Origin of the sequence: Kangiella sp. HZ709 (assembly GCF_009674675.1) — a bacterium.
GTDB lineage: Bacteria > Pseudomonadota > Gammaproteobacteria > Enterobacterales > Kangiellaceae > Kangiella.
Map to the genome: position 1 here is coordinate 62,231 of NZ_WKJC01000002.1, position 22,630 is coordinate 84,860.

General features: G+C 38.7%; 21 protein-coding genes and 1 pseudogene. 19 read left to right on the top strand and 3 right to left on the bottom strand.

The features are described 5' to 3' along the window. Window positions 1-43: 43 nt before the first annotated feature. From GJS41_RS09255 to GJS41_RS09325, 17 genes and pseudogenes are all read left to right on the top strand, one after another. Window positions 44-1,870: a PLP-dependent transferase gene (locus GJS41_RS09255; RefSeq protein WP_227551318.1), complete on the top strand. Its 1,827-nt coding sequence runs from the start codon at window positions 44-46 to the stop codon at window positions 1,868-1,870. Between the two features lie 8 nt (window positions 1,871-1,878). Beyond that, on the top strand, window positions 1,879-2,694 hold the full coding sequence (locus tag GJS41_RS09260; protein ID WP_154247091.1) for a phosphodiester glycosidase family protein: 816 nt from the start codon (window positions 1,879-1,881) through the stop codon (window positions 2,692-2,694). A 190-nt stretch (window positions 2,695-2,884) separates the two neighbouring features. Beyond that, the gene (locus GJS41_RS09265) at window positions 2,885-3,412 is read left to right on the top strand and encodes a fasciclin domain-containing protein (RefSeq protein WP_227551319.1); all 528 of its coding nucleotides are present in this window, start codon (window positions 2,885-2,887) and stop codon (window positions 3,410-3,412) included. A 117-nt stretch (window positions 3,413-3,529) separates the two neighbouring features. After that, the gene (locus tag GJS41_RS09270) at window positions 3,530-3,928 is read left to right on the top strand and encodes a DoxX family protein (protein ID WP_154247092.1); all 399 of its coding nucleotides are present in this window, start codon (window positions 3,530-3,532) and stop codon (window positions 3,926-3,928) included. 69 nt (window positions 3,929-3,997) lie between these two features. Beyond that, window positions 3,998-4,369: pseudogene (locus GJS41_RS11675) on the top strand (VOC family protein). Continuing rightward, entirely contained in the window at window positions 4,369-4,854 is a 486-nt protein-coding gene (locus GJS41_RS09275; protein ID WP_154247094.1) for a GNAT family N-acetyltransferase, read from the top strand. Before GJS41_RS11675 ends, GJS41_RS09275 begins: the two are co-directional and overlap by 1 nt. Before the next feature lie 65 nt (window positions 4,855-4,919). Then, window positions 4,920-6,125 (top strand): GGDEF domain-containing protein, encoded by a 1,206-nt coding sequence (locus GJS41_RS09280; protein WP_154247095.1) that lies wholly within the window; start codon window positions 4,920-4,922, stop codon window positions 6,123-6,125. Next, the gene (locus GJS41_RS09285; protein ID WP_154247096.1) at window positions 6,112-6,486 is read left to right on the top strand and encodes a VOC family protein; all 375 of its coding nucleotides are present in this window, start codon (window positions 6,112-6,114) and stop codon (window positions 6,484-6,486) included. The genes GJS41_RS09280 and GJS41_RS09285 overlap by 14 nt, the downstream gene beginning before the upstream one ends. Window positions 6,487-6,579: 93 nt before the next feature. Then, window positions 6,580-7,461 (top strand): class I SAM-dependent methyltransferase, encoded by an 882-nt coding sequence (locus GJS41_RS09290; RefSeq protein WP_154247097.1) that lies wholly within the window; start codon window positions 6,580-6,582, stop codon window positions 7,459-7,461. Window positions 7,462-7,706: 245 nt separating this feature from the next. Continuing rightward, window positions 7,707-8,540 (top strand): type I methionyl aminopeptidase, encoded by an 834-nt coding sequence (map, locus tag GJS41_RS09295; RefSeq protein WP_154247098.1) that lies wholly within the window; start codon window positions 7,707-7,709, stop codon window positions 8,538-8,540. A gap of 6 nt (window positions 8,541-8,546) precedes the next feature. After that, window positions 8,547-11,189 carry a [protein-PII] uridylyltransferase gene (glnD, locus tag GJS41_RS09300; protein ID WP_370515686.1) on the top strand — a complete coding sequence of 881 codons (2,643 nt, stop codon included), beginning with the start codon at window positions 8,547-8,549 and terminating at the stop codon, window positions 11,187-11,189. A 10-nt stretch (window positions 11,190-11,199) separates the two neighbouring features. Then, window positions 11,200-12,012 carry a 2,3,4,5-tetrahydropyridine-2,6-dicarboxylate N-succinyltransferase gene (dapD, locus tag GJS41_RS09305; RefSeq protein ID WP_154247100.1) on the top strand — a complete coding sequence of 271 codons (813 nt, stop codon included), beginning with the start codon at window positions 11,200-11,202 and terminating at the stop codon, window positions 12,010-12,012. A gap of 9 nt (window positions 12,013-12,021) precedes the next feature. Next, the gene (locus GJS41_RS09310; protein ID WP_154247101.1) at window positions 12,022-12,366 is read left to right on the top strand and encodes a Spx/MgsR family RNA polymerase-binding regulatory protein; all 345 of its coding nucleotides are present in this window, start codon (window positions 12,022-12,024) and stop codon (window positions 12,364-12,366) included. After that, complete coding sequence (gene dapE / locus GJS41_RS09315; protein ID WP_154247103.1) at window positions 12,366-13,511, top strand: succinyl-diaminopimelate desuccinylase; 1,146 nt, start codon at window positions 12,366-12,368, stop codon at window positions 13,509-13,511. The genes GJS41_RS09310 and dapE overlap by 1 nt, the downstream gene beginning before the upstream one ends. Beyond that, window positions 13,498-14,223 carry a M15 family metallopeptidase gene (locus tag GJS41_RS09320; RefSeq protein WP_370515687.1) on the top strand — a complete coding sequence of 242 codons (726 nt, stop codon included), beginning with the start codon at window positions 13,498-13,500 and terminating at the stop codon, window positions 14,221-14,223. Before dapE ends, GJS41_RS09320 begins: the two co-directional genes overlap by 14 nt. A 16-nt stretch (window positions 14,224-14,239) precedes the next feature. Further along, complete coding sequence (locus GJS41_RS11595) at window positions 14,240-14,374, top strand: hypothetical protein (protein ID WP_255473455.1); 135 nt, start codon at window positions 14,240-14,242, stop codon at window positions 14,372-14,374. 27 nt (window positions 14,375-14,401) lie between these two features. Then, on the top strand, window positions 14,402-15,844 hold the full coding sequence (locus GJS41_RS09325; protein ID WP_154247104.1) for a DASS family sodium-coupled anion symporter: 1,443 nt from the start codon (window positions 14,402-14,404) through the stop codon (window positions 15,842-15,844). A 53-nt stretch (window positions 15,845-15,897) separates the two neighbouring features. On the opposite strand, the gene GJS41_RS09330 is transcribed toward GJS41_RS09325, so the two are convergent. From GJS41_RS09330 to gyrA, 3 genes are read right to left on the bottom strand one after another with little or no spacing between them, the layout of a single operon-like run. Continuing rightward, on the bottom strand, window positions 15,898-16,638 hold the full coding sequence (locus GJS41_RS09330; RefSeq protein WP_154247105.1) for an enoyl-CoA hydratase: 741 nt from the start codon (window positions 16,636-16,638) through the stop codon (window positions 15,898-15,900). An 8-nt stretch (window positions 16,639-16,646) separates the two neighbouring features. After that, window positions 16,647-17,741, bottom strand: coding sequence for a 3-phosphoserine/phosphohydroxythreonine transaminase (gene serC, locus GJS41_RS09335; protein ID WP_154247461.1), 1,095 nt, complete (start codon window positions 17,739-17,741; stop codon window positions 16,647-16,649). Between the two features lie 3 nt (window positions 17,742-17,744). Then, complete coding sequence (gene gyrA, locus GJS41_RS09340; RefSeq protein WP_154247106.1) at window positions 17,745-20,357, bottom strand: DNA gyrase subunit A; 2,613 nt, start codon at window positions 20,355-20,357, stop codon at window positions 17,745-17,747. 245 nt (window positions 20,358-20,602) lie between these two features. On the opposite strand from gyrA, the gene GJS41_RS09345 reads away from it, so the two are divergent. Together GJS41_RS09345 and ubiG are read left to right on the top strand one after the other, a co-directional pair. Then, complete coding sequence (locus tag GJS41_RS09345) at window positions 20,603-21,907, top strand: hypothetical protein (RefSeq protein ID WP_154247107.1); 1,305 nt, start codon at window positions 20,603-20,605, stop codon at window positions 21,905-21,907. A 15-nt stretch (window positions 21,908-21,922) separates the two neighbouring features. Then, window positions 21,923-22,624, top strand: a complete 702-nt coding sequence (ubiG, locus tag GJS41_RS09350; protein ID WP_154247108.1) for a bifunctional 2-polyprenyl-6-hydroxyphenol methylase/3-demethylubiquinol 3-O-methyltransferase UbiG — start codon at window positions 21,923-21,925, stop codon at window positions 22,622-22,624. The last annotated feature ends 6 nt before the right edge of the window (window positions 22,625-22,630 follow it).

Here is a 22,630-nt window from a genome sequence, read left to right on the forward strand (position 1 = left end):
TTCGCAAAACAGAGCATTCATTATTCTAAACATGAGCCCCAATATGCTAAATTTTCTTACAGAAGTGCTTAAAGACCAGCCCAATGACTGGTTAAGACTTACGACTCACAGGCTAGATATTTATAACGAGGAACTGGCTAAATCAGAGTTTCTGGTAAAGCTTGATTCTTTGTATGCCAATGGCTCTGTAACTGAGACTGAGCTGAGCAATTTACCAACCGCTTATGATTATATTCGTTTAGGTCATCCGCTATCTTCCGTTTTAGAATGGGCTATTGGTAAGTTAAATAATCTAGCCGCTAACAATGTCATTAGTTTTGCTTCGCAGACTATGCCTATTTTGGCGATTTTACGCAAAAACCTGCTTTCCAATATCAATACAATGATTTGTTATAAAGACTCATTACCTTCTCACTTTGATGCTGATATTGTTCGTAAAATTTATGGCTATCAGTTTGAACTAAAAAAAGTTAATAGCGCTGAGCATATAACTGACTTTGAAGGCTCAACGATATTTATCGAGTCTAAAGAAGATGTAGGCAATTTTAATCTCGAAAACAAAGCAGATTTCATTATCAATCTGCATGATGCTTTCGGCAGTATTGTTCTAGTGACTAGTCCAAAAGCATATGACTATGTTGCTGAAATCCAGCATGTGCGTCGTCGCGAATCCATTGCTATGACGCCGGCGGATTCTAATGCGGTATTGCACCAGTTAGCAGGACAGCCCTACTCTGCTACAAGCTTTGAGAAGGAACAAAATCAAAATTCTGTTATTAGCACCATTAAATCTATATCGAATGTTAATACTGATGCATTAGTAGCTTCTAGCGGCTTATCCATTCAATACGCTATTTTGATGGGCTTAATCCATGATGCGCTCCAGGCTCATCCAAATAAAGCCATTAAAATTATTGTTCCACCAAACTGCTATGGCGGAACCAATGACCAAGCTCGTCGTGTTGCTGCTTGTTTAGATAATGTTGAAGTATTGGATTTACCTGTAGATGGGGGTAATGACATGGTGCAAGGCGTTGAGAAAATTCTAACGCAAGTTGCACAAGCTGATGCAGTGCCATTAATCATTACAGAAATCCCTACCAATCCAAGAGTTGAAGTTCCTGATTTAGAAAAGCTAAGACAAGCTTTATCACAAGAGCGCAAAACACCCAATGGTGAGATTGCCACTGCACCAGTATTTATTTTAGATCAAACATTCTGTCCTAATTACCATTTTTTGGGTGATGAAGATGTTCTGTCAAACGTTCAAACTATTGCTTATATCAGCGGCTCGAAATTCCCAAGTGGCGGTAAATGTACTGCTGGTTATTGCGTTGCCAATAAAAAGGCTGAACATTTAATGCAAAAAATTGGTTTGCATTTAGCACTTTGTGATAACCAAGCGACGCCATTGCAAATGGAGATACTGGCCGAACAAATGCCATCAATGAATCAACGCATTGCGGATGCTTATAAGAACACTCGCGAATTCGTATATTTTATTGAAGAAAAATTACCAGAGGCCAAAATCAATTTTGTCTCTGAAGAATTAGCCGCAAAAGGATTTACCCCTTCCGTATTTTCTTTGGACTTACCTACTAAAGGCGATACCCCAGAAGAGCGTGAATATTACAAAAGAGCTTTAAACCTCAAATTAATTAATATGATGATTACTGAAATACCAGAAGAAAGTAAATATTGCGTTAGTTATGGTCAGTTGAAAGGCTGTTACTGGACTATTCCAGCCACATCCACGCAAGGTACGACTAAAGAGGCCGATAAAGACTATATTGCTCGGGTGGCTGTTTCAGGGAACTTAGATTTAGACCGTCATAAGCAAGTATTCCAGCAATTCGTAGATAAATTATAAAAGTATACATGACAAGAATTATTCCGTTTCTTTTTTTATTAGTTGTTAACAACAATGCAAGTGCTGAGTGGACACCTTTAGATAAAGGTTTAGAGCTTGGAACGTTTAAAGCAAAACAACAAAGCAAAATTGCAGACTCTACGTTTACCATTTTGAGAATAAATCTTGAGTTTTGGCAATTAGAATTAACTGGTAGCAGCTGGGATGTTAAAAATAAAAATCAGACTGTCAAGGAGTGGAGCCGCTCACTTGGCTATAAAGCGGCTATCAATGCAGGCATGTTCGCTACAGATTATAAAACTCATATAGGCTATATGGCTAAAGAAAATACTTTCAATAATAAACATGTCAATCGCTACCAGTCTGTAGCCGCGTTTCATCCTAAAAAAGAAGGGCTACCTAAGTTCAAAATTTACGATCTTGATCATGAAGGTACAGATTTTAATACTATAAAAGCAAACTACAGCTCAATAGTGCAAAACTTGAGACTAATTAAAAGCAAAGGTGAAAACCGTTGGTCACAGCAAAATAAAAAATGGAGCGAAGCAGCGCTTGGTATTGACGCCAATGGCAATGCACTTTTTATTTTTAGTCGCACACCTTTTAGTATGCATGATTTTAATAATGAGCTACTTTCTCTTAATATTGATTTGGTTGCTGCTCAGCACCTAGAAGGAGGTCCGGAGGCTCAATTATATTACCGAGATAACCAGAAAGAAGTTGAACTCTATGGAAGTTTCGAAACTGGATTTGTAGAAGATGATGATAACAATTATTCTTGGCCTATACCGAATGTTATCGGAATAAAACCCCGCAGCAATTAAAAACTTGCAAGAGTTGTGACCTCTTCATGCTCGAAAGACGAAATCCTGGTTAATTAATTTTATTAGGAAATATTAATACTGATTAAATAAAATTTTTTTTAATGATCCACATTTATTTCACTATTTTTTCATAAAAACTCTACTGGACTAATGTTTTGATGGTTTTGTTATTTTAATAGAGGAGCAAACCATGAATAACTTAACTCAATCTAGTTTTAAAAAATTATTGTCATTAGCTGTTTTAATGACGTCATTAGTATTTGCAAGTGCATCATTTGCAGGCGGTACACACAAGTATAAAGAACAGAGCAAAGATATTGTCACTACTGCGGTTGAAAATGGAAACTTTAAAACCTTAGCTGCGGCATTAGGCGCTGCAGGGTTAGTAGACACCTTACAAGGCAAAGGTCCATTTACTGTTTTCGCACCAACAGACGAGGCTTTTGCTAAGTTACCTGAAGGTACTGTAGAAGAGCTATTAAAGCCTGAGAATAAAGATAAACTCACTGCTATCTTAACTTACCATGTAGTAGCGGGGAAAGTTAAAGCAAAAGATGTTGTGAAATTATCGAGCGCAAAAACTGTTAATGGTCAGAGTGTTGATATTAAAGTTAGTAATGGTGGTGTTAAAGTCGATAATGCTAACGTCGTTGCTACTGATGTTAAAGCTAGCAATGGTATTATCCACGTCATTGATAATGTGATTTTGCCAAAGTAATTAAGCGACAATAAAAAGCCAGCTACGCGCTGGTTTTTTTTATGTTTATAGTAATTAATGTAATATTTATAAGCCTAAGTTATCTTATTTTACATTAACAATAATCTATTGATTCTTATGAAGAATAAAATTCTGGTAAAACAAGTTTTATATTGGTCTGCAACTTTAGTGATGTTTTATTTCATGCTTTACGCCGCCATTAATTATCATATCAAGCACGAAGTGATGGCCTCTTTTTTTAAGCAGTTTGGATATCCTGAATACATCGTTTACCCTTTGGCTTATCTAAAAGTTACAGCGCTATTAGTCATCTTAATTAATCGATATAACAATTTAAAAGAAATGGCCTACGGTGCCTACTTCATTAATACTCTTATGTCTACTACAGCACATCTAAAAGCAGGTCACCAGCCTACTCACGCTTACGTGCTAATTATTGCCATTATGTTTTCTTATTGGTTAAGTAATCAGGTTCGTGGAAAGCCCAAAAAGGACTTTTTAATTGTTAGCTCTTAGAGTTTCAACTTAATACTCTATATATTGAGATAAAAAAACAGAAGGCGTATATTATTTATGAAGATGTTCATGAAACTAGGTGCATTTTCTATAAGCCTCGCAGTAAAAGACATATAGGCATCTAACGATTTCTATTCAAAGCTCGGTTTTGAGCAAGTTGGCGGTGAAATCTCTCGGAATTACCTGATATTGCGTAATTTTGATAATGTTATTGGATTGTTTCAAGGTATGTTCGAAGGCAATGTGTTAACTTTTAATGCAGGATGGGATTAGCAGTGCAATACTCTTGAGTCCTTTAATGATGTTCGAGACATTCTTCAGCACTTTAAATCGCTAGGTATCGAGGTATCTCATGAAGCAATAATAGTTGATTCAGGTCCTTCCAGTTTTGCTCTAGTCGATCCCGGTGGTAATTCTATTCTTATTGATCAGCATGTCTAATGATACGTAGCGCCAATAAACATGATTCGCAAGTTATTGCGAGTATTTATAATCATTACATCGCAAATACCTTTATTACTTTTGAAACTGAACAAGTCCACTCTGATGAAATATATTCTCGCATTCAAGAGGCGCATAAATTAAAGCTGCCTTTTTTAGTCTATGTGCATGAAAACCAAGTGGTAGGTTATGCATATGCTAGTAAGTGGAAAGGCCGTTGCGCATATCGCTTTACTGCCGAAGTAACTGTTTATTTAGACCCAAAAACTATTCGTAAAAGTTATGGCCTTTCGCTTTATCAAGAACTATTCAGTCGATTAAAACAACTCGATTATCACACCGCGATCGGTGGCATTTCTTTGCCAAACCTAGCAAGTGTTGCTTTACATGAAAAAATGGGCATGACAAAAGTTGCTCACTTCAAGGAAACTGGTAATAAATTTGACCAATGGATTGATGTTGGCTACTGGCCAAAAATTCTCTAGCAATAGATATTATTCAAAAAAAGCTATGCTACAATAATTTCAAATAACTTATTTAGTAACTAAGATTGCAAATTTCTGGCAGCGATTATACTTACATAGCACTTTTCTTTATCAGTATCATGCTGTCAATCGTCTTTGGATTAAGCTATAAAACCATTCAGCCAAAAAAGCATACCTTGATATGGTCATTGGTGTTTGCTTTAGCTGCAGTAAAAGGCGTTATAAACGCTACCAATCATATCTTCACCGACAGAGATTTCTACTGGATCTTTATTAATGCTTTTTCTTTACTGTTGCAATGGCTTACATGGGCTGGTTTTCGTCTAAGAGCTAAGCGTTCACCATTTGAGTTAAAACTAATATTTGCCCTAATTTTTATCGAACTAATTTTAGTTTATTTTACAGTATTCAATCCGCACGCTGGTTATAGAATGATGCTAATTCCTCTTTTTGGCGGCATCATGATGTTTTTATGCGGTTGGGAAATATTTAACACCCAAAACAAAGTTCGACCTGCAGAAGCTGCAGCCATAATCATATTTTCACTGTATGGCTTAACACAAATTGCTGCAGGCATTATTGCTCTTAGTCAAGGCCCTACAGTGGATAGTTATTATTTGGACTTATATCAACAAGTTAACTTGATATTTATGCCAGCTGCATTTACCGGAATGGGAGTATTTACACTACTTATTTTAGTCGACGATATTGGAGAAAAACTCAAAGCCTTAGCGGTGACAGATAGTCTAACCCAAGTTTTTAATCGTCGAGGCTTCTACCAAAAATCTAAAGTACTAACATCAGGTTCTAATTATGGAGATGCTGCTACTGCTGCTATCATTATTACAGATATTGATAATTTTAAAACTATAAACGATAAGTATGGTCATCATGCTGGTGATAAAGCTTTAATCTGTTTTTCTAAGCTTTTAACTACAGCTTTCAATGATAGTGCTGTAGTTGGCCGAATTGGTGGTGAAGAGTTTGTCATACTTCTTCACACTACAGCAGTCAATAAAAACTCTCTGACTACCTATGAGCTAGTAGAGCGTTGCAGAAAAGAAACTCAAGAATTAGATATTTCACATGGTAATAATACTTTTAATTTAACAGCAAGTTTCGGCATTGTGGAATTTCATATCTCTGATAGCTCGATTGAAGATCAACTTAGAAAAGCCGATCAAGCACTGTATGATGCTAAAAATCAAGGTCGTAATTGCAGTGTAATTTATCAAGATCCAGATAAGGATATAGTCAGTGAAGCGACCTAAAAACTTCAGCGCAATAACGCCTTATTTATTCGTAGATGCTGCTACCGATTATATTGATTTTTTAAAGCAAGCATTTAATGCCAATGAATTAGGACGTACCGTACGCGATGAGCGAGTCGTCAATTGCCTACTATCCATCAATGACGCTATGTTGTTCGTGAGTGAAGCCACCCCAGAACACCCTGCTATGACTACTGCTATTTATTTGTATGTTGATCATGTGGAAGACAGCTTCAAGCAAGCAATAGAGGCAGGTTGTAAAATTGAGACGCAAATTTCTGATATGCCTTTTGGCGATAGATTAGGTGGCGTTCGCGACCCCAATGGTAATATATGGTGGGTTTCTCAACATATGCTATAACTTAAAATCACCACAAAACTTTGTTATATACTTTCTTTTGAATATTACCCACGATCTTTTTACGATGGTTAACCACCTGAACGGGAGACTAGTATGAACTTTAAAACTTTATTAAGTATTTCTGCAATGTCTATAACCTTAATTGGTTGTATGCACCAAACATCTAGCAACACAAAATACCGGCTGAGCAGCGTTAACAAAGCTTCTCTGCAATCGGTTGTTGATGCTCGTAGTAGTGAAACCAAGCAACGCGATAACTGGAGGAAACCTGCTGAAACCTTAGCTTTCTTCAGAGTAGAACCTGGAATGACTGTAGCTGAAGCTTTGCCTGGCGGTGGTTGGTACACCGAGATCATTGCTAATTACTTAGGCTCTAATGGTGGCTTGATAGGTTTAAACTACAATGATGATATGTGGCCTAAGTTTGGCTTTTTTAGTGAAGAAGCTATTAAAGGGCAAATCGCAAGAACCGCTCAATTTCCCTCCATGGTAGCAAGCAAAACAACCAACGGTATAAAAGCTGCGGGTTACACTTTTAGCAATACCCCTGCTACTGCTAACGGAACCCTTGATAGAATATTAGTTATTCGTGCATTACACAATTTAAACCGTTTTGAGAATGACGGTGGTTATCGAACTAAAGCACTAAAAGCCATGCATCGCCTATTAAAACCCAATGGGATGGTTGGAGTGGTTCAACATAAGGTCGCAGAATCTACTAGCGATGAAGGTGCCAATGGTCAAAGAGGTTATTTAAAAGAGTCCGCAGTCATTGCTATGTTCGAAGCGGCGGGCTTTAAATTAATTGATTCGAGCGATATGCATGCTAATCCAAAAGACGTTCCTGGCCCCAAAGATATTGTTTGGCGCTTACCTCCTACTTTGCTCGGAGCGCAAGACAAACCCGAGTTGAAGGCAGCTATGAACGCTATTGGTGAGTCTAATCGTATGACCCTATTATTCCAAAAGCAGTAACAGCAACCAGATAAATAATACATAAGAGTGGCATTCGGTCGATTGCCACTCAATCAATTATCACTCTGAAATACTAGATTATCGCTTAACACTAATCATTCGCTCAAGTTGTTATCGTTACACTTATTTTAAAGAACCCTTTAATTTTGAACCTAGATTTCAAAGATGAGTTCTATACTCTTCTAATCAGAAAAGTTAGAATAGACCGCAATTTTTAACCATCGAAACAACACCATTAAACTAATATGGGTATAAAACTTAAAACTCCCGAGCAAATTGAAGGCATGCGTGTAGCTGGTCGCTTAGCTGCTGAAGTCCTTGAAATGATCGGTGAGCATATCGTCAAAGGCGTTACTACAGAAGAGCTCGATCGAATTTGTCACGAGCATATCGTTAAAGTGCAAGGTGGTTACCCAGCCACTTTAAACTATGGAGGTCAGCCTTACCCGATGGAGTTAAGTGAGCAAGGAACTCCTACTCATTCATTTCACCCTGAGGGTTTCCCTAAATCTATCTGTACCTCTGTTAATGATGTGGTTTGTCACGGTATTCCAAATAAGAAACCGCTAAAGAACGGCGATATTTTGAATCTTGATGTCACCGTTATTAAAAATGGCTTTCATGGCGATACGAGTAAAATGTTTGTGGTCGGCGAAGCAACCAACCAAGCCAAGAAGCTAATTCAAGTAACTCAAGAATCATTGTATCTTGCCATTGACATGGTAAAACCTGGCGCTCGCTTAGGCGATATTGGTTATGCATTGCAAAAATATGTAGAAAAGCATGGTTACTCGGTAGTGAGAGAATATTGCGGTCATGGTATTGGCGAAGTTTTCCATGAAGAACCGCAAGTTACTCATTACGGCAGACCTGGCACAGGTGTTGAATTGCAAGCTGGCATGACCTTCACTATCGAGCCGATGGTGAATTTCGGAAAAAGAAATGTCAAATTAAATCGTAAAGATGGCTGGACTGTGAATACCAAAGACCGTTCACTGTCAGCTCAATGGGAACATACTCTCCTTTGTACAAAAACAGGTGTAGAAGTATTAACCAAGCGCCAAGAAGAACACTTCTAAGACCCAGTGGCAGCATCAGACAAATACAATTACCTCCCAAAAAGCTCTGAAGTCAATAAACCCTTTTATGATTCTTCAGAGCAGCTAGTCATATATAAAAAACACTTAAAAGTAGGTCTGCAAGCCCTTATAGAGCAATTTCAAAAAGGCATTAGCGTCAACCAATTACTCAAAGCAAGAAGCGCTCTAATTGATAATATTTTAATTCAGAGTTGGCAACAGTATAGCGTCAGCGAAGGTTGCAGCTTAATTGCTGTTGGCGGTTATGGCCGACAGGAACTTCAACCCTACTCTGATATTGATATTTTAATATTAGTCAATGAAGATTCTTGTACCAAGAAACTAGAAGCTTGGATTGCCTTTCTATGGGACATTGGCCTTGAAGTTGGCCATAGCGTTAGAGGAATATCAGATTGCAATCAGTTAGCAGAGGATGACCTAACAATTGCCACAAGTCTAATGGAATCACGCTATCTTTGTGGTCAAAAAGATGCTTTTGACGAACTACAGCTGCTTTTACAAGATATAGATTTCTGGCCCTCAAAAGTTTTTTATAAAGCAAAAGTAAAAGAACATCGACTGCGTCATAAAAAATTTGAAGACAGCTCTTACAATCTAGAGCCAAACATCAAATCCAATCCAGGTGGTTTGCGTGATATTCAGGTGATTCAATGGATAGCACTCAGACAATTTAATTCTAAAAGCTTGCATGACTTAATCTCCCAGCAAATCTTTACCCGCCGAGAATATAAAACCCTTATTAGCCATCAGCAGTTTTTGCGCAAAGTACGCTTTGCCTTACATGCGATAGCCGGTAAACGAGAAGATAGACTTTCTTTTGAACATCAAAAACAAGTTGCACTTTGGCTTGGATATGAAGATGACAAAAAAAAGTTAGCTGTTGAATACTTAATGCAGCGCTATTATCGCTCGGTCATGGCGATAAGAAATTTAGCTGAGCTTTTTATCCAAATATTCGAACAGGATTATTTATTAGAACAAAGGCTAGAAGCTCAGCATTACTTAGATGAAGATTTTTATATTGAAAACAATCGTATTGGCACTAAAAACGAAGAGCTTTTTAAGGAAAAACCTGAAGCGCTAATTACCATTTTCAACTATTTGGCCGAAGCGCCTAAAATAAAACAAATTCAAGCTAAAACTTTGCGACTAATTCGCTCAAGCCAACAAATTATCAATAAGGATTATTTATTATCTCAAAAAAATAAGGATGCTTGGCTTAAGTTTTTGTCTACCAAACAAGTCACCAGTCGTGGCTTTGCTCTTATGAAACGGACCAACATTCTAGGGGCTCTAATTAGAGAGTTTGCGCAGATAGAGGGCCAAATGCAGTTTGATTTGTTTCATGCCTATACAGTAGATGAGCATACCTTATTTTTATTAAGGCATATCATTCGTTACAACAAACCTGATTGCCAAGAGGAATTCCCGATTTGCAGCCAAATTATGCAGGAGTTAAATGATCCAAGCCCCATTTACTTAGCTGCAATATTTCACGACATTGGTAAAGGTCGAGGTGGCGACCATTCAGAGTTAGGTGCTGTCGATGCTTATGAATATTGCATCAAATTAGGGTTAACAACTCAGCAGGCAGAGCTAGTTTCTTGGCTTGTTAAAAACCATTTGGTCATGTCGTTAATTGCTCAGCGCAAAGATATTAGTGACCCAGATGTAATTGAAACTTTTGCAAAACGGCTGCCCAGCCACCAGCATCTGGAATTACTTTATGTGCTCACTGTTTCAGATATTCGCGCTACCAACCCTACTTTGTGGAATTCGTGGAAAGCATCATTATTAAAAGAATTATTCTTAGCGACCTCTTACTATTTAAGGCAATCATCACCACGAGCTAATCAGCAAGAAATGCTGCAAGATGCCCGCCAACAAGTCATTGCTCAGTCTCTCCACAAAGGTGCAAGTGAACAAGCGCTGCAAAAATTATTAAATGCGTTAGGCGATGAATATTTGTTGCGCTATCACCCAGAACAAATTATCTGGCAATTAGAGCAATTATTAAACCGGCTAGCTTATTCTAGCGAGCAACCTTATGTAGCCATTAAAAATCATCGCTCGAAAGCTGGTACTGAAGTTTTTATTGCTATTAATGATCAGCCGAACCTTTTTGCGACAATCGTTTCGGTACTCAGTCAAAATCAAATGAACATTCAAGCAGCAACCCTTTTCACTTCACCTAAAGGATACTGTTTAGACACCTTTATCGTGCTAGATAGTGCAGGTCAGCCGCTATCCAATAATAGCCGTCTAAAAGAAATTGAGTCCAAGCTAGTTACAGCTCTAGAACAGCCCAATAAAGCGTTTGCCAAAGTAGCTCGTTCTATTCCTAGTCGTTATAAGCACTTCAATGTCCCGACTAAAGTTGAGTTCGGTTTTGATAAAGCTAACAAATTGACTATTTTAGAGCTCACCGCACTAGATAGACCTGCTTTATTAGTTAATATTGCTCAAGCATTTAAAGATTGTAATCTTAAGATCCATTCGGCTAAAATTGTGACACTTGGTGAAAAAGTAGAAGATACTTTTATTATTAGTAATCTGGACCTATCACCACTAAATCCAGAACAAGAACAAAAGCTAGAACAACTTATTATTCGCTATATAGAATCCTAAAGGTCGTATTATGACAACTCAATTAGAACAAATTATAAATGCCACATTTGATGATAGAAATTTATTAAAAACACCTGATAGCATTGACGCAGTAGCTTCGGTATTAAAGTTATTGGATTCAGGAAAGGCTAGAGTAGCTGAAAAAATTGATGGCGGTTGGACTGTTCATCAATGGCTAAAAAAAGCAGTGCTATTATCATTTAGCATCAACGAAAACAAAGTGATTAACACCCAACTGGCTCAATTCTACGACAAGGTTCCAATGAAGTATCAAAACATGACCGAAGAAGAATTTCGTCAAGGAGGTACTCGCGTAGTACCTCATGCAATAGCACGTCACGGTTCTTATATCGCTAAAAACGTAGTATTAATGCCCAGCTACACTAATATCGGTGCTTATATTGACGAAGGCACTATGGTCGATACTTGGGCAACCGTAGGTTCTTGCGCCCAAATTGGTAAAAACGTTCACTTGTCCGGTGGCGCCGGTATTGGCGGCGTATTAGAGCCATTACAAGCTGGCCCTACGATTATTGAAGATAACTGCTTTATAGGCGCTCGCTCGGAAGTCGTTGAAGGCGTTATCGTAGAAGAAGGCGCAGTTTTATCCATGGGTGTGTTTATCGGACAAAGTACTAAAATCTATAATCGTTTAACCGATGAAGTGACTTATGGCCGAGTACCTGCAGGTTCTGTAGTAGTGCCTGGCTCATTACCGTCGGATAATGGAAAATATAATTTGAATTGCGCTGTTATTGTTAAACAAGTGGATGCAAAAACCCGCTCAAAAACTTCTATTAATGACTTGTTGAGAATGGACTAGGATAATCTGATGATAAAAATTTACGGCATACCCAATTGCGATACCGTTAGAAAAGCGGTGAAATGGCTAGAAGCGCAAGACATTAAGCATGAATTCATCGATTATCGCAAAAACCCTTTAGCTAAAGCAGAAATAGAGTCTTGGGATAAAGCGATCGGTTGGGAGGCATTCCTCAACAAGCGCTCCACTGCTTGGAAGCCACTGGAGCAAAGCGTTAAAGACACTATTGACCGCGAGACAGCCTTATCATTAATGCTTGATAAAGTTACCCTTATAAAACGACCGGTATTAGTTAAAGGCAAAGAAGTATTTCTAGGTTTTAAACCCGAGCAATATCAAGAGATATTTGCCTAATGTCAGAATCTGAAGTTCTAAGCATTACTAAAGACCTTATCAACCGTCAGTCGGTAACGCCGGAAGACGCAGGTTGCCAAGAGTTTATGATGAATTATCTTACGGATCTTGGTTTCAAACATCAGCTGATGAACTTCGAAGATACCAAAAACTTTTGGAGCCTAAAGTCAGCTACTAGCAGCGAGCCAGTTGTAGTATTTGCCGGACATACCGATGTGGTACCTGCTGGTCCTTTAGAGCAATGGGATACCGATCCGTTTCACGCCGCGGAAAAAGATGGCTATCTTTATGGTCGCGGCGCTGCCGATATGAAATCAAGCCTAGCCGCCATGCTAGTTGCCAGCAAAAACTTTGTGCAAGATTATCCTCAACATAAAGGCTCTATAGGTTTTTTAATTACCAGTGATGAAGAAGGCCCTTTTATCAATGGCACTGTAAAAGTGGTTGAAGAGTTGCAAAAGCAAAAACAGCCGATTGATTACTGTATCGTTGGCGAGCCATCAAGCTCTGAGCAATTAGGCGATGTCATTAAAAATGGACGACGCGGTTCTTTTACTGGTTTTTTAACGATTAAAGGACAACAAGGTCATGTTGCATATCCACACTTAGCCGATAACGCCATTCATAAATCATTTAAGGCACTGGATGCTTTAGCGAATACTGAATGGGATAATGGCAATGAGTTTTTCCCTGCCACCAGTTTTCAGATAGCGATCATTCAAGCTGGCACCGCTACTAACGTGATACCAGGCGAACTCTATTGCGAGTTTAATTTTAGATACTCAACAGAAACTGATCATCATAAACTCAAAGCCGAAGTTGAAACTATTTTAAATCAACAGCAACTTGATTATGAACTGAGTTGGAAGCTTAATGGTGAGCCTTTTTTAACAGCAAAGGGGTTATTGCTACAAGCATCCAAGAAAGCCATTAAGCAAGTTTGCCAAATAGAAACACAAGCATTAACTACTGGTGGCACATCTGATGGTCGCTTTATCGCTAAAACTGGCGCTGAAATAGTTGAAATTGGCCCCATCAATAAAACCATTCATCAAGTGAATGAAAGCGTCAAAATAACCGACCTCGATAAACTTGCTGAAATTTACTATTTAGTTTTAAAGCAGTTACTCAGTGATACAGACTAGTTTAATGACACCGCAGCAGCTCTTAGGACTCGATCAATCTCATTTACTGACGATTGAAGACAATATCGAACTGTTGGGGCAAAAATTCCAATGCCATCATGAAGCCTTAGTTCCTTTGGCAAAACTTATTCGTCAATCTGAAAATGACGGAATCCCTTTAAGAGTGGTCAGCAGTTATCGCTCTTTTGATCAACAAGTTGCAATTTGGAATAATAAATTTTATCAGGATGCGGTGTTAAACCTACGCGATGGTAGAACGGTCAACTCTCAAGAGCTCGCAATAAAAGATCGTGTCAATGCTATATTGAATTATTCAGCAATTCCGGGTACTAGTCGCCATCATTGGGGCACGGATTTCGACGTGTTTGATGCCAGCGCTATTGATAAGGGTTATGAACCTGAATTATTGGAAACTGAGTTTGAAGCGCAAGGGCCTTGTGGCAATCTGCATAATTGGCTAGAGGAAAACTTAGTACAGTATGAGTTTTTCAAGCCTTATGTTGAAGATCTAGGCGGTATTGCCTGTGAGCCTTGGCATATCAGTTATGCTCCGATTGCTACGCCAGCTCTAGAAGAGTTTCCAGTAGATTTGCTCCAAGAGCTTATTGAAAACTCAGAGATTGGTGGTAAAGAGATCATTTTAGGCAAACTTAATGCTTTAGTTGAAAAATACGTTAGACGTATTACTCACTCAAGTATCATTAAAGGTTAATTTCTAAGGAGACTTTATGTGGCAAGCCATCGGTGTGACGTTTATTATTTTTGCGATTTTATTTTCAGGTATTTGGGCACTAAAGAAATCAGCCAATAAATTTAAAGTGCCTAAAGGCGTCAAGCCTCAACCTTATGATAACGATGACTAAAAAAACTAAAACAAACAAAGCTAATTTATGAGTTCATCATTACAAAAACTCTCGTTACCACTAGGGCCTTTAATTGCATTAAGCATTGCCGTCATCATGTACTATTATAGCTTCGACTGGGCAATGATTGCTACTGCTTCCGTGACTAGTCTTTGCGCAGTTTGGTGGATTTTTGAGCCGATTCCTATTCCCGCCACTTCTTTAATCCCAATGGCTGCTTTTCCAACTTTTGGTGTCCTTAATAGCCAGCAAGTGGCATCTGCATATGGCCATTGGTTGATATTATTGTTACTGGGCGGATTTATTTTATCGGTAACTCTTGAGAAAAGTGGAACCCATAAACGTTTAGCACTAGGAATGATTCGACTTGTGAGTGGTGGCAGCAACTCAAGTGTCAAACCAATTTCTCAACGACGAGTGGTGCTTGGTTTTATGCTTGCAAGCGCGGGTTTAAGTATGTGGATATCCAATACAGCCACGACTTTAATGTTAGTTCCGGTAGCTATCGCTATTATTCAGAGTGTCCATATTAATAATTCAGCCAGCTCGGAAAATTTTTCTGTAGCACTAATTCTGGGCCTAGGTTATGCGGCCAGTGTTGGTGGTATGGGAACCCCAATCGGTACACCTCCTAACACGCTTTTTATGAGTGTTTATAGTGATGCTACTGGTAAGCACCTTTCTTTTTTCGACTGGATGAGCTGGGCTTTACCTGTTGTGGTTTTAATGATCCCAGTTATGTGGCTTTGGTTAACTCGAAAGCTTGAACAAGACTGTAATTTTCAATTACCTAATTTAGGCTCATGGCGCGCTGAAGAAAAAAGAACATTAATCGTTTTCATCATTACCGCAATGCTTTGGATCTTTCGTAAAGCCCCTTTTGGCGGCTGGAGCGGTTTACTAGAAATGGACAAGGTTAATGATGCTTCTGTCGCCTTATTTGCTGTAGTCGCCATGTTCTTAATCCCAAATGGCAAAGTTGATCAGCAAGGTAAAAAAGAAAGACTACTCGATTGGCACAGTGCCAACAAAATTCCATGGGGAGTTTTATTGCTATTTGCTGGTGGTTTAACTATCGCTGCGGCATTTAAACAGTCAGGGCTCAGTAGTTCAATAGGCTCATCTTTATCTTTTGTTAAAGAAATGCCCATTTTCTTAACCTTGATTTTAATCTGTTTGCTAGTCACTTTCTTAACCGAATTAACCAGTAACACCGCTACCACCGCACTACTGATGCCAATACTTGCATCCGTTGGTGATCACACCGGTATAGACCCCGCGATATTCATGGTACCTGCCGCTATAAGTGCCAGCTGTGCCTTTATGCTACCAGTGGCTACAGGACCTAATGCCGTTATATTCTCTACCGAAAGGATTAATGTTGAGCAGATGGTTCGAAATGGTTTTATATTGAACTTAGCTGGAGTTTTGATTGTTTCTACAATCATTTACTGGCTACTAGCTAGCTAGTAGCCAAATTTATTGAAACACCATTACTATTTAGTGGTTTAACTGATGAATGATTAACGCTTAAGAAACTTACTGAAAATAGTTTTTGCTTCTTCTGTTTTTAATAACCTAGAGAACTCTGCAATTTCCTGGTCAATAACCGCGTGTAATGTTGCACGCTCAGTTTTCATTAAAGCCTTAGTGGTTAGCAAAGAATCATAAGGTTTAGAAGCTAATTTTTCCGCTTTCTCAATAGCCAGATCCCAATAATCGTTTTCTCCAATAACTTGATTAATCAAGCCATAGTCTTTTGCTGTCTTAGCATCGAAATTTTCACCAAACATTAATAACTCTGATGCTCTAACATGGCCAATTTGTTGTGCTAACAAGTAGCTAGAACCAGCTTCAGCACAGACGCCTAGATTGACAAAGGGTAAGCTAAAAATAGCCTTATCAGTTGCGTAAACCAAATCACAATGCAGCAATAAAGTGGTACCAATTCCAATCGCTGGGCCTGAAACAGCGGCAATCATTGGTTTTTCAATATCCACTAAAAGATGTAAAAAAGTCGCAATAGGACTACCTGGCGCTATGACTTCTTCATCCAAAAAGTCCTGAATATCATTACCTGCACAAAAACAACCAAAGCCACCTTTGAATAAAATAACCCTAACATCTGAGTCATTTTCTGCGGCAATTATCGACTCGGTCATTGCCTGATACATTTCAGAGTTTAATGAATTTTTTTTATCCATTCGATTAAGCTCTAAGTGCATAACCCCATTATTGATAAAAGAGTGAACCAATCCAGTCATAATAACCTTTAGCTTTTTTGCTCAAATTTTTTCATGAAATCTATCAAAGCTTTAATACCTTCGATAGACATTGCGTTGTAAATGCTAGCGCGCATTCCGCCGAAATCACGGTGTCCCTTTAGTGCTAATAAACCTTGTTGCTGCGCTTGCGATAAGAACAATTGATCAAGCTTTGGATCTGCCAAAGTAAAAGCCACATTCATGACTGAACGACTATTAACTGCCACAGGTGAATGGTAAAAATCAGATTGATCAATATAACTATACAATAACTTAGATTTTTCTATATTGAGTTTTTCTACCGCTGCAATGCCACCAAGATCCTTTAACCATTCAAATACTAAACTGGCTAAATAGATCCCATAACTTGGAGGAGTATTATATAAAGAGCCATGCTCAGCCATTAAAGGATATTGGAATAAGGTAGGTACCCTTTCAGTTTGCATTTGTTCAAATAGATCTTCACGCACAATAACCATAGTCATGCCTGAGGGACCAATATTTTTCTGAGCGCCAGCATAGATAAGTGCGTATTTTTCAATATCAACTGGACGGGATAATATGTCAGAACACATATCACAAACTAAGTGTCCGTTAAACGCTGCTGGCTCTTGCTGGAATTGAACCCCTACAATGGTTTCATTAGAGGTAAAGTGCAAATATTTAGCCTTTTCATCCAGCCTCCATTGAGACTCAGGGACAATAGATAAGCCAGCATCGGTTTCTTCAAAAGCCTGCTGCACATGAATTTTAGCAAAACGCTTAGCTTCTTTTATCGCTTTTTTCGACCAATGTGCTTGCTCTAAATAATTAGCTGAATCATTAGGTGCCAGAAAGTTCATTGGTACCATAGAAAATTGATGAGAAGCACTTCCATGCATAAAGAGCACTTTGTATTGCTCAGGGATCTTGAGTAACTCTCTAAAGTCGTTTTCCGTTTTATCAATCAACTCTTGAAATTCAGGTGTTCGATGACCAAACTCCATTACTGAACAGCCTTGTGAATTCCAATTCAGAAACTCTGTTTGAGCTTTTTCTAAAACTGCGGTTGGTATTGCAGCAGGACCCGCAGAAAAATTATAAGCTCGATCGCCTTTGTCCATCATTTATTCTTCTGATTCGTTAGACTCATTATTATCAACAGCTTCGCTAGCAGTTTCAGACGATTCACCATCTAACTCTTCATCATCTTCTAATTCAACGATACGCTGCAGTCCTACTAGAGTTTCTTTATCATCTAACTTAATTAATCGAACGCCTTGAGTATTTCGGCCCATAACCCGAATATCATCAACACCCGTTCGAATTAAGGTTCCGCCTTTACTAATTAGCATCACCTCATCACCATCGATTACAGGCACAGCACTGACTACACCACCATTACGTTCGCTCATTTGAATCGAAATCACGCCCTGACCACCGCGCCCACGTAAAGGATGATCTTCCATAGCAGTACGTTTACCGTAACCATTTTCAGTGGCTGTTAAAATAGAGCCATTTTCTTCTGCTACTACCATCGCAATCACTTTAGCACCTTCTGGCAAGCGAATACCGCGAACGCCTTTTGCGGTACGCCCCATTGCTCTAACATTGGCCTCATCGAAGCGGATAACTTTACCAGCATCGCTAAACATCATGACATGATTTGAACCATCGGTTTTAGCAACACCAATCAATTCATCATCATCCATAATGGTTAAAGCAATAATACCGTTCGCTCTAGGACGTGAGAATTGCTCTAAAGAGGTTTTCTTCACAGTTCCGTTAGCCGTTGCCATAAAGACATATTCGTCTTCTTTGTACTCTCGAATGGGTAAAATAGCGCTAATTTTTTCACCCTCTTCCAATGGTAAAACATTAACCACTGGCTTACCGCGCGATCCGCGACCAGCGTTCGGTAGTTCAAAGACTTTTAGCCAATAAACTTTACCGCGCGAAGAGAAGCATAAAATGGTGTCATGGGTCGATGCAACTAGTAACTTTTCAATAAAGTCTTCTTCTTTCATCTTTGTCGCCGACTTACCGCGACCACCACGACGTTGTGCTTTATATTCAGATAAAGCCTGATACTTAACGTAACCTTCGTGAGATAAAGTAACCACTACATCTTCTTCGGTAATTAAATCGGCAATGGTTAAATCTAATTTACTTTCTAAAATTTCAGAGCGACGTTCATCACCAAACTCTTCTTTTACTTGGTTCAACTCTTCGCGAATAACTTCTAACAAACGATCCGTGTTTAATAGGATATGAAGTAATTCTTCGATCAAACCTAATAAATCTTTGTATTCGCCTAAAATTTTATCATGCTCTAGGCCTGTTAACTTGTGTAAACGCAACTCTAGAATTGCCTGTGCTTGCGCTTCCGATAGATTATAAACATCATCATGGAAGCCAAATTCAGCGCCTAAATCTTCTGGACGGCAAGCTTCGGTGCCAGCTCTTGCTAACATTTCAGAAACCTGACCAGGTTTCCAACTACGAGCAATTAATTCAGCTTTTGCTTCTTTTGGTGTTGGCGATTGCTTGATCAGCTCAATTATTTCATCAATATTGGCTAAGGCAATCGCAAGGCCTTCGAGTACGTGAGCTTTTTCGCGTGCTTTACGTAATTCAAAGATAGTACGACGCGTAACCACTTCGCGGCGATGAGTCACAAAAGCATCTAATGCTTCTTTCAAATTAAATAAACGTGGCTGACCATTATCCAGCGCAACCATATTGATACCGAACACATTTTGCATTTGCGATTGAGCATAAAGATTATTGAGAATCACCTCAGGTACTTCGCCTTTGCGCAATTCAATCACCATGCGCATACCGTCTTTATCAGACTCATCTCGTAAACCCGTAATACCTTCGAGTTTTTTATCCTTAACCAGCTCAGCAATTTTTTCTAATAAGCGAGCTTTATTAACTTGATAAGGAAGTTCGGTAACGACAATCGAGTCTTTACCATTTTTAGGATCAGTTTCAATATGATTACGGGCGCGCAAATAAATCTTACCGCGGCCAGTGTGATAAGCATCAACAATTCCAGCACGGCCGTTAATAATTGCAGCGGTTGGGAAATCTGGGCCCTTAATAAACTCCATTAATTCAGGGATAGTAATATCAGGATTATCAATAATAGCCAGACAGCCTTCGATCACTTCGTTGATATTATGTGGCGGAATATTGGTCGCCATACCTACAGCGATACCTGATGAGCCATTTACTAATAAATTAGGGATACGGGTTGGTAAAACCGTTGGTTCAGACTCAGAGCCATCATAGTTTTCTTCAAAGTCGACCGTTTCTTTATCCAAATCAGCTAGCAATTGATGTGCCATTTTATCCATACGGACTTCCGTATAACGCATCGCTGCAGGTGAATCGCCATCAACCGAACCAAAGTTACCTTGACCATCCACTAACATATAACGTAATGAGAATGGCTGAGCCATACGAACGATAGTATCGTAAACCGCGGTATCGCCATGCGGGTGGTATTTACCGATAACATCACCAACTACACGGGCTGATTTCTTGTAAGCTTTGTTGTAATCATTACCCAATACTTCCATGGCATACAATACCCTTCTATGCACGGGTTTTAGGCCATCGCGAACGTCAGGTAAAGCACGCCCAACGATAACGCTCATAGCATAATCTAAGTAGGAATTTTTGAGCTCATCTTCGATATTAATTGGAAGTATTTCTTTGGCGACTTCACCCATAGTAAAAACCTTTTATTTTCAATAAGTTATAGTGTTTTATTTTTGTCTATATTTGATTGTTTTTTGAGCGACTGTCAGCACTCAAAATAAGCATAAAATTCTAGCATATTTGGGCTTTTTGGGCGACCTTTAATCACTATTTTTGCTGTTTAGTAAGTCATTGTTTTACTGAGGATTGAGCTAGCCTCAGAAGGCAGTTTGGTGTATAAATATTGGCCACAGATCACTCTTAATTGCAATACATTTTGAATGCTATAGATAGCCAACAGCAAATCGTAGACTTACAGATAAATGCTAAGACAGTTATGCCTTTTGATCCAAATCAAAAGGAGCTTCTATTCAATCATTCTGTTTTGATTAATGATGGAACTATTGTCGATATCTTGTCGTCCGATCAAGTGGCGTCAAAATACCAAGCGAAAACAGTAGTTGAACTTGGCCAGCATACTTTGTTGCCGAGTTTTAATAACCATTATTGCTCTATAGGCTTTAAAGCGTTTCATCATATTGGCAGCGACTTGCCCTTAAATTTACGAATTCAAAATAAAATCCAGCCATTAGAAACTAAGCACCTTAGTCCAGAGCTCGCTAGCATCAGTTCAGAATTAGGACTTGCCGATTTGTTTCGCGCGGGTTGTGCTCAATTTAGTAGCCAATATTCATACCCTAAACAAGCAATGGAGGTAGCGAATAAACACTCTGTAGAAGCTCTAATTTATTATTCCATTGACGTTAGCGATGACCGTCAAACCTTCCAACATCAGCTAACCGAGTTTTTAAAACTACGGGATGAAACCAAGCATCGTCAAAATATTGAATTAGGTTTATCGTTATCCAACCCAGAACTATTAACTAAAGACCAGTTGAATAGTTTTAGCGGTTTATACAATGAGTTAATGATAAAACTTTTAATCTCATTAAACCCTTCGTTCCATCGCTCACATAAAAGTTTTAAAAGCAGTAAGGCCCGCTTTAAACTGCTAAAAGAACACCATTTATTGTCACCCGATTTACATCTAATTGATGTATTTGGCTTGTCCAGACAGGAAGTATCTTTCTTATCAAAAAATAAAGTTAAATCTATTGTTTGCCCTTGCGCGCAGTTAATTCATGCCAATGCATTATCGCCTGTCGACTTCTTGCATAGCACTAATGCCAACCTATATATCGGCACAAACAATTATCTATCATCAAATTTAAACCCATTAAAAGAATTACAGCTGTTGGCATGGCTAACCAAGCTAGAGTCACAAAACGCTCAGCTTTTCGATGCTAAGGCACTTTTGGGCTTTGCTGTACACAGCAACAATCTTGATACACCATTAACATCAGGTGCTATGAGCATAGGTGCTAAAGCTAATATCACAGCATTTGAACATGCCAATCAATACACTAATGATTATGATCCTTTTACTCAAATAGTTTATACTGCCGAACAATCTAGAATCAGTCATTTGTGGGTTAACGGTATTGCTAAAGTGAAGGCATATCAGCTAACCGATATTGATGAGCAGTATTTAACTAAAACCCTAAGCAAATGGCTTAATTAAATTTATGGCAACCTCATGAGTCAAAACGTCGACCAACACGAAATCTCAAAATTTGAACAAATGGCTTCTCGCTGGTGGGATAAAGAAGGTGATTTCAAACCATTGCATGATATCAACCCTTTACGTCTTAACTTCATTCTTGACCATGCCAATGGTTTAGCCGGGAAGAAAGTTTTAGATATTGGTTGTGGTGGCGGAATCTTGACAGAATCAATGGCTAAGGAAGACGCTGAGGTCATAGGTATCGATATGGGAGAGATGCCTCTAGAAGTTGCTAAATTGCATCTACTAGAATCAAAATTGTCGGTAGATTATCAAAAGTCTACCGCTGAAGAGTTTGCAGAAAAACATGCCGGGCAATTTGATGTAGTCACTTGTTTAGAAATGCTTGAACATGTGCCAGATCCTGAGTCTATTATCAAAGCTTGTCATAAATTGGTTAAACCTGATGGCCATGTCTTCTTTTCAACCATTAATCGCAACCCAAAAAGTTTTTTATTTGCGATTGTCGGTGCGGAATATATTTTAAATATGCTGCCCAAAGGCACTCATGATTTCAAAAAGTTTATCCGCCCTTCAGAGCTAGAGTCTTGGGCAAGACCTAATGGTTTAAGCTTTAAGAATATGATTGGAATGCACTATAACCCTATCACCAAAAAATATTGGTTGGGCGATAATGTGGATGTTAATTATATCGTCCATTGTCTGCCTGAATAGTCCCAA